This is a genomic window from Burkholderia sp. E168m23, assembly GCF_016586125.1.
GTDB classification, from domain to species: domain Bacteria; phylum Pseudomonadota; class Gammaproteobacteria; order Burkholderiales; family Burkholderiaceae; genus Burkholderia; species Burkholderia orbicola.
Genome location: NZ_BCPP01000216.1, coordinates 1 through 8,192 on the forward strand (window position 1 = coordinate 1; position 8,192 = coordinate 8,192).

Annotated in this window: 7 protein-coding genes; 1 reads left to right on the forward strand and 6 read right to left on the reverse strand. The window is 66.6% G+C overall.

Features of this window, described 5'->3' with window-relative positions; genetic code table 11:
* Positions 1-22: 22 nt before the first annotated feature.
* The 6 genes from JMF90_RS13605 to JMF90_RS13630 form a co-directional block, all read right to left on the reverse strand.
* Positions 23-1,033, reverse strand: coding sequence for an ABC transporter permease subunit (locus JMF90_RS13605; protein WP_011546430.1), 1,011 nt, complete (start codon positions 1,031-1,033; stop codon positions 23-25).
* 118 nt (positions 1,034-1,151) lie between these two features.
* On the reverse strand, positions 1,152-2,780 hold the full coding sequence (locus tag JMF90_RS13610; RefSeq protein ID WP_054928152.1) for an ABC transporter substrate-binding protein: 1,629 nt from the start codon (positions 2,778-2,780) through the stop codon (positions 1,152-1,154).
* A 324-nt stretch (positions 2,781-3,104) separates the two neighbouring features.
* Positions 3,105-4,412: an MFS transporter gene (locus JMF90_RS13615; protein WP_011546431.1), complete on the reverse strand. Its 1,308-nt coding sequence runs from the start codon at positions 4,410-4,412 to the stop codon at positions 3,105-3,107.
* A 190-nt stretch (positions 4,413-4,602) separates the two neighbouring features.
* Entirely contained in the window at positions 4,603-4,914 is a 312-nt protein-coding gene (locus JMF90_RS13620; RefSeq protein ID WP_006477538.1) for a high-potential iron-sulfur protein, read from the reverse strand.
* 439 nt (positions 4,915-5,353) lie between these two features.
* Positions 5,354-6,463, reverse strand: a complete 1,110-nt coding sequence (locus JMF90_RS13625) for an NAD(P)/FAD-dependent oxidoreductase (protein WP_006477537.1) — start codon at positions 6,461-6,463, stop codon at positions 5,354-5,356.
* Between the two features lie 180 nt (positions 6,464-6,643).
* A complete protein-coding gene (locus JMF90_RS13630) occupies positions 6,644-7,624 on the reverse strand; it encodes an AAA family ATPase (RefSeq protein WP_006477536.1) in 981 nt (326 codons plus the stop codon).
* Positions 7,625-7,874: 250 nt separating this feature from the next.
* On the opposite strand from JMF90_RS13630, the gene JMF90_RS13635 reads away from it, so the two are divergent.
* The coding region (locus JMF90_RS13635) for a nitroreductase family protein (RefSeq protein ID WP_201325159.1) at positions 7,875-8,192 on the forward strand (318 nt) is incomplete at its 3' end.

Below are 8,192 nucleotides of genomic sequence, written 5' to 3' on the forward strand. Positions count from 1 at the left end.
TAATGTATGCTATACGAAGTTATTACCTCGTGTGGCGGATGCGCGGATTCAGCACGCCGTACAGCAGGTCGACGACCAGGTTCACGACGATCACGAGCGTCGCGATCAGCAGGATGCCGCCCTGGACGACCGGATAGTCGCGGCGGCCGATCGCATCGATCAGCCACTTGCCGACGCCGGGCCACGAAAAGAGCGTCTCGGTCAGCACCGCGCCAGCAAGCAGCGTGCCGATCTGCAGGCCGATCACCGTGACGACCGGGATCAGCGCATTGCGCAGCGCATGCACGACGACCACGCGCACGGGCGACAGCCCTTTCGCGCGGGCGGTGCGGATGTAGTCCTCGCGCAGCACCTCGAGCATCGACGAGCGCGTCATCCGCGCGATCACCGCGAGCGGGATCGTGCCGAGCACGATCGCGGGCAGGATCAGGTGGCTCACCGCCGACTTGAACGACCCTTCGTCCGGCGCGAGCAGCGCGTCGATCAGCATGAAGCCGGTCGGGTGCGGGAAATCGTATTCGACCGCGATGCGCCCCGACACGGGCGTCCAGCCGAGGGTCGACGAAAACACCATGATGAGGATCAGCCCCCACCAGAAGATCGGCATCGAGTAGCCGGTGAGCGCGGTGCCCATCACGCCGTGGTCGATGACCGAGCCGCGCCGCAGCGCGGCGATCACCCCGGCCGGCAGGCCGACCGCGAGCGCGAACACGAGCGCGCACAGCGACAGTTCGACGGTCGCCGGGAAGCGCGCGAAGAACTCGCCCGCGACGCTCGTGTTGGTGATGATCGACATGCCGAGGTCGCCATGCAGCGCCCGGCCGATGTAGTGCAGATACTGCAGCGGCAGCGGCTCGTCGAGCCCGAGGCGTTTCATCGCCTCCGCGTGCATCGCGGGATCGACGCCGCGCTCGCCCATCATCACTTCGATGGGGTCGCCCGGTATCAGGTGAATCAGCGCAAACGCCAGGATGGTGATGCCGATGAAAGTCGGGATCACCATCCCCACGCGGCGCAACACGAATCTGAGCATGATGCGTCTCGTATTTTCTTGTGGGAAATGTGCGACCGGCGACGAGGGGCTTTTGACCCCTCGTCGCCGGATGATTTCAAGCCGGTTTTCTCAATGACGACAGCTTACGCCAGCCGGGTTACTTCACGCTGACACCGTCGAAACGCGCATAGCCGAGCGGCTCGATACGCATGTCGACCACGTTCTTGCGCACCGGCTGGTAGACCGTCGAGTTCGCGATCGGCGAGAACGGCAGCTGTTGCGCGAAGATCTGCTGCGCCTGCGTGTAGAGCTTCGTGCGCGCGTCCTGGCCCGTCGTCGTGCGGCCCTTCTGCACCAGCTCGTCGAACGGCTTGTAGCACCAGTGCGAGAAGTTGTTGCCCTTGATCGCCTCGCAGCCGAGCAGCGTGCCGAGCCAGTTGTCGGGGTCGCCGTTGTCGCCCGTCCAGCCGATCAGCATCGTGTCCTGCTCGCCCGAGTGCGCGCGCTTGATGTACTCGCCCCACTCGTACGTGACGATCTTCGCCTTCACGCCGATCTTCGCCCAGTCGGCCTGGATCATCTCGGCCATCAGGCGGGCGTTCGGGTTGTACGCGCGCTGCACCGGCATCGCCCACAGCGTGATCTCGAACCCGTTCGGGAAGCCGGCCTTCGCGAGCAGCGCCTTCGCCTTCGCGGTGTCGTAGGTCGCCATCTTCAGGTTCTTGTCGTACGACCATTGGGTCGGCGGCATCGGTGCGGTCGCGGCCTGGCCGGCGCCCTGGTAGACCGACTCGAGAATCGCCTTCTTGTTGATCGCCATGTCGAGCGCCTGACGCACTTCGAGCTTGTCGACCGGCTTGTGCTCGACGTTGTACGCGAGGTAGCCGAGGTTGAAGCCGGCCTGCGACGGCATGTCGACGTTCGAATCGGCCTTCAGCGTCGCGATGTCGGCCGGACGCGGATAGCTCATCACCTGGCATTCGTTGCGCTTGATCTTCTGCACGCGCACGCCCGGGTCCGGCGTGATCGAGAAGATCAGCTTCGACAGCTTCACCGCACCCTTCTTCCAGTAATCAGGATTGCCATCGAAGCGGATCGTCGCGTCCTTCGTGTAGCTGCGGAAGATGAACGGGCCCGTGCCGACCGGCTTCTGGTTGATGTCGGCGGCCTTGCCGGCCTTCATCAGCTGGTCGCCGTATTCGGCCGACAGGATCGACGCGAATTCCATCGCCATGTTCTGGATGAACGGCGCGTTCGGCTCGGCCAGCGTGAACTTCACGGTGTACGGATCGACCTTCTCGATCTTCGTGATCAGCTTGTCGAGGCCCATGTCGGTGAAGTACGGGAACGACACCGGGTACGCCTTGCGGAACGCATTGTTCGGGTCGAGCATGCGCTCGAACGAGAACACGACGTCGTCCGCGTTGAATTCACGCGTCGGCTTGAAGAAGTCGGTCGTGTGGAACTTCACGCCGTGGCGCAGGTGGAACGTGTACACCTTGCCGTCGGACGACACGTCCCACTTCTCGGCGAGGCCGGGTTCGACCTTCGTGCCGCCGCGCTCGAATTCGACGAGGCGGTTGTAGACGGTGAACGTGGCGGCGGTGAAATCCACGCCGGTCGTAAATTGCGCGGAATCGAAACCCGCCGGGCTGCCTTCTGAGCAGTAGACGAGCGTTTTGTTCGGGATCTGTGCGAATGCAGAGCCCGCGACGCCGAGCGATGCCGCTGCCACGCCTGCCATGGCGGTAACACGCAGGGTGTGCAACAGACGGTTGTATTCCATGTTTCCTCCAGGTCTCCAGATCGGAACCGGCCCCGCCAGGGTCCGGCGTACGCGGATATTACTTGAGCTAGCGATCCTGCAACAAGCTGGAGAAAAAACTCTTCTATATGCCCGCCGGGTTTTTGCCGATTTTTAGTGTGGGTAAAAAATGCAACAACGCGCGCGAGCGACCATTCCGTTCATTTCGCGGCATGTTTCGTTCGACGACTAAACAATTCGGGCGCGAACACGAAGGGGCGGCGCACCGTTTGCCCGCGTTGCGCAGCACATCATTGCGTTTCGCGAAACGATCGATTCGATGACCGTCTTCACATCGTCATGTCGTCACGCCGGCGCATCGAGGTCGGCGTTGCGCGCGGGCACGAACGCGACCGCCACGATCGACAGCGCGATCCCCGCCATCACGTAGTAGGTCGGCGCGAGCGGCGTGCCGGTCACCTTGATCAGCCACGTGACGATGAACTGGCCGAAGCCGCCGAACAGCATCACCGCGACGTTGTACGCGATCGACAGCCCGGTCGAGCGCACGTTGGCCGGGAACAGCTCGGCGATCATCGCGCCGAACGGCCCGTAGTAGCCTGCCAGCGTCACCGACAGCACGGCCTGTACCGCGATCAGCCGCCCGATGCTCGGCGCGGCGTCGAGCCACGCGAACAGCGGATACATCAGCGCGAGCGTCAGCACCAGCGACCACAGCGACAGACCCTTGCGGCCGATGCGGTCCGACCACGCGCCCGCGACCGGCGACAGCACCATCAGCAGCAGGTTGCCGACGATCACCGCGTAGAACGATTCCGCATACGGCAGCTTCAGCTGCTTCACCGCGAAGGTCGGCAGATAGCTGATCAGCACGTAGATCGTCACGGTGAGCGCGATCACCGAGCCGAGCCCGCACAGCACCTCGCGCGGGTGGCGCGTGAACACTTCGCCGAGCGTCGCGCGGCGCGCGCTCTGCTGCGCATGCAGGAACGCTTCGGAATCGGCGAGATGGCGGCGGATGTAGAAGCCGATCGGGCCGATCACGAGCCCGAGGATGAACGGCACGCGCCAGCCCCAGCTGCGCAGCGCGTCGTGCGACAGCCCGCGCGTGACGGCCGCGCCGACGAGCGCGCCGATCAGCAGCGCGGCCGCCTGGCTCGCCATCTGCCAGCTGCCGTAGAAACCGCGTTTCGAGAACGGCGCCGCTTCGATCAGCAGCGCGGTCGAGCTGCCGAATTCGCCGCCCGCGGAGAAGCCCTGCAGCAGGCGGCCGAGCACGATCAGGATCGGGCCGCCGATGCCGATCGCCGCATAGGGCGGCGCGATCGCGAGCAGGAAGATGCCGGCCGTCATCAGCAGGATCACGAGCGACAGCGCGGCCTTGCGGCCCGCGCGGTCCGCGTACAGCCCGAACACGATGCCGCCGATCGGGCGCATGAAGAACGCGACGCCGAACGTCGCGGTGGTGAGCAGCAGCGACGAGTATTCGCTGGAGGTGGGGAAGAACAGCTCGGCGATCACGACCGTCATGAAGCCGAATACCGTGAAGTCGTACCACTCGAGCGCATTGCCGATCACGGCGGCCACCACCGCACGCCGGTTCAGCGCACGCTCGGGCCGGGTCGTTTTCGTTGAACTCGCAATCGTCGCCATGCGTGCCTCGTCCTCGTGAATTCGCCGTGTCGGGCGGTGCGGCGCGCGGGGTGCCGCGGCGCGCTGGTGTGCAGCGAGTGTAGAAAGCGACGGAACCGTTTTCAAGCAATAAAAAACGCCCGCCATCGAACGACGGCGAGCGTGTTGCGGTTTTCGCCACATTGCGGCATCGCACGATGCCGCACGGGCCTCAACCCATCTTCGAGAAAGCGCTGCACCAGCCCTTCGCCGACACCTGCTTGCCGGGGAACGCGCCGCACGGGCCCGAAGCCGAGCCCTTCTTGCCCTGGTACAGCATGCAGGCCGCGCAATCCTGGCCCGCCGCGTATTTCGGGTACTTCGTCTTGTCGACCTTCGTGGCATCGGCCTTGTAGCCGAGCGCCACCGCGGTCGGGTCCGTTTCCGGCAGCATCGGCGCATCGGCCAGCGCTTCGCGCGACAGCGCCAGCGCGGACACCGCACCAATGCTCGTGATCAGGAAACTCCGACGGGATGTTTTCATGGGGGACTCGCTCCAACGTTATCGGTTTGAAAGCCGTTCTAGGGTCTGTCTACCGATGGAACGCACATGCGAAGGTCCGAAATCGCTCGCAGGGCAAGGAGGGAGGAGCGCCGTTTGGCCGAGCCAAACAAGCGACGACCGACGCCGCCATGCGGGCGATTTCGGGCCTTCCCGTGAACACGCTACAAATTAGGGGTTGCCCCGAGAAGAGCCGCTCGCCACGTTGCGCACCTTGCGAATACGTCAGTATTCGCGGCGGCGCGCGCCTCGCGAGCGGCCCTTCTCGGGGCAACGCATGTGCGTTCCATCGGTAGACAGACCCTGGACGACCGTTCGACAGAATAACTCCCGAGCGAATAAATGTGCGCGCCGAAATGCCGGAGATAAGGGATTTCACACGGGTTACGGGCGCCCGGCACGCACGGCGGCGGGCCGTGCGTCAGGCGCGCGACACCATGTCGCCGACGCGCTGCGCGAGCGCGAGCGACGCGGTGAGCCCCGGCGACTCGATGCCGAACAGGTTCACGAGCCCGCGCACGCCATGCTGCGCGGCGCCCTGCACGATGAAGTCGGCCGGCGGCTCGCCGGGCCCCGCGAGCTTCGGCCGGATGCCCGCGTACGCCGGCTGCAGCGCATCGTCGGGCAAGCCCGGCCAGAACGCGCGGATCGACGTGTAGAACGCCCCCGCGCGCGCCGGATCGACTTCGTAGCGCAGCGAATCGCACCACTCGACGTCCGGCCCGAAGCGCGCCTGCCCGCCGAGATCGAACGTCAGGTGCACGCCGAGCCCCGCGCGCTCGGGCATCGGGTAGATCAGGTGCGAGAACGGCGCACGGCCCGACAGGCTGAAATAATTGCCGCGCGCGAGATAAAGCGGCGGCACCCAGCGCGGATCGAGGCCGCGGGTGCGGCGCGCAAGCGCCTGAGCGCCGAGCCCCGCGCTGTTGATCACGCACGCGGCGTCGATCTCGGTCGGCGCGGCGCCGCCGGTTCGCACGATGAAGCGCCCGCCGCCCAGCACGTCGATCGATTCGACCGGAGATTGCAGCGCGCACACGGCGCCGTCGCGTTCCGCGTCGCCGAGCAGCGCGAGCATCAGCTGGTGGCTGTCGACGATGCCGGTCGACGGCGAGAACAGCGCCTCAACGCATTCGAGCGCGGGCTCGAGCGTCTGCGCTTCGGCGCGCGTGAGCGGCAGCAGGTCGAGCACCCCGTTCTCGGCCGCGCGCGCGGCAATCGCCTTCAACTGCTTCAGCTGCGCGGCGCTCGTCGCGACCAGCAGCTTGCCCGTGCGCCGATGCGGCACGTGGTGCGTGTCGCAGAATTCGTACAGCAGGTCGCGCCCGCGCACGCACGACGTCGCTTTCAGCGACCCGCGCGGATAGTAGAGCCCCGCGTGAATCACCTCGCTGTTGCGCGAACTCGTGCCCGTGCCGATCGCGTCGGCCGCCTCGAGCACGATCGTTTCACGCCCGCGCGCGGCCAGTTCGCGCGCAATCGCCAAACCGACGACACCCGCGCCGATCACGACACAATCCGTCTGCTCCATGGCTTTTCGCGCTGCTCGCGCGTCGATGGGGGAGAGAAGAATTGTACGTCCCGGTTCGCCCGCTTGCCGAACGCGTGCGCATCGCGTCGCGGCGATACGGCCGGTGGTGCGGACAACGAGGCGGCCGCAAGCGCGACCAACGCCACGCGCGCACGCCGCGGCCGTGCGCGCGTGGCCGCGTCAGAAGCCGATCGGCCGGCGCTTCGCCGCGCCTTCGTCGGCGCGGATGTCGGCCGGCCCGATCGCGTCGCGGCCGTCGAGCCGGGCGGCGCCGAACGCGTGCAGCAGCGCGCGGCGCATCGTGCGCGGCGGCGTCGCGGCCAGCACGTCGAGCGCATCGTCGCCGAGCGTCTCGGGGAAGCGCCGCCCCCACGCATGCGACGTGCGGATCTCGTCGTAGATCGTCTGCGCGATGCGGCGCGCGCCGGCCGCATCGGGCGCCGCGATCTCGTACACGTTCATCCGGTTGAGCAGCGGCTCCGGAATCGCTTGCGCGTCGTTCGCGGTCGCGATCCAGATCACGTTGCCCGCGTCGATCGGCACTTCCGCGAATTCGTCGACGAACGCGCGCGCGGTGTCGTGCTCGAGCAACGCATACAGCGCGCCGAGCGGATCGTATTGCGCATCGCTGCCGGCCTTGTCGATCTCGTCGACCGCGATCACCGGGTTCGCGTAGCTGCCGTTCACGAGCGCGTCGAACACCTTGCCGGGCTTCGCGTTCTTCCACTGCGACGACGCGCCGGACAGGATCCAGCCGGCCGTCAGCGAACTCATCGGCACGTAGTGGTACGCGGTGCCGAGCAGTTGCGCGAGCGCCTTCGCGAAATGCGTCTTGCCGATCCCGGGCGGCCCGAGCAGCAGGATCGGCATCAGTTCGAGCCGGTCCTCCGTTTCGAGACACAGCGCGATCTGCTTGCGCACGTCGGCGAGCGGCTCGCCGAAATTCGGCAATGCTTCGCCGAGCGCGTCGAACGACGGCATCCGGGTCGGCTTCACGCAGAAGCGCAGATTCCCCGTCTTGAGCATCTTCTCGTAGGTCGAGCGCAGCGCATCGCTTGCGCTCTCGTTCAGGTCGCCCAGCGCCGTCTCGACCTGCTCGAGGTCGTACACCGTGCTGAAGGACGCCACCGCCAGTTCTTGCTTCACCATCGCCGTCGTCATACCCACCTCGCTCCACTTGCCGTCACACACTCATCAGACCCTTACGATTTCAGTGTAGCGATCCCGTATCGCCGTGCAAGCAAGCAGCCGGGCGGGTCTGCTGCTAACAGCGCGCGCACGCTGCACGGCCGCGCGCCGCGGCGTATGATCGAAAGTTCACGATGCTCGCGCGGGGCTTCCCGATCGCGCCCGCGCGCCGCGCACACGCTGCTGTCCCGCACTTCGCCTGACGCCTCCCGAAGGGTTGCCGATGTCCGTCCCCGCTGCTTCCCCGCGCGTCGACTCCGACGCGGTCCGTTCCGTCGATGCCGTCGACGCCGCGCTCAAGTCACGCCATTCAGTCCGGGCGTTCCTGCCGACGCCCGTGCCGCGCGCCACGATCGAGGCGATCCTCGAAGCCGCGAGCCGCGCGCCGTCGGGCACCAACATCCAGCCGTGGCGCGTGTACGTCGCCACGGGCGCCACGCGCGACGCGCTCGCCGCCGCGCTCACCGCGGCCTACGACGATCCCGCGCGCGACGAGAAATACGTCGCCGAATACGACTACTACCCGCGCGAATGGGTGTCG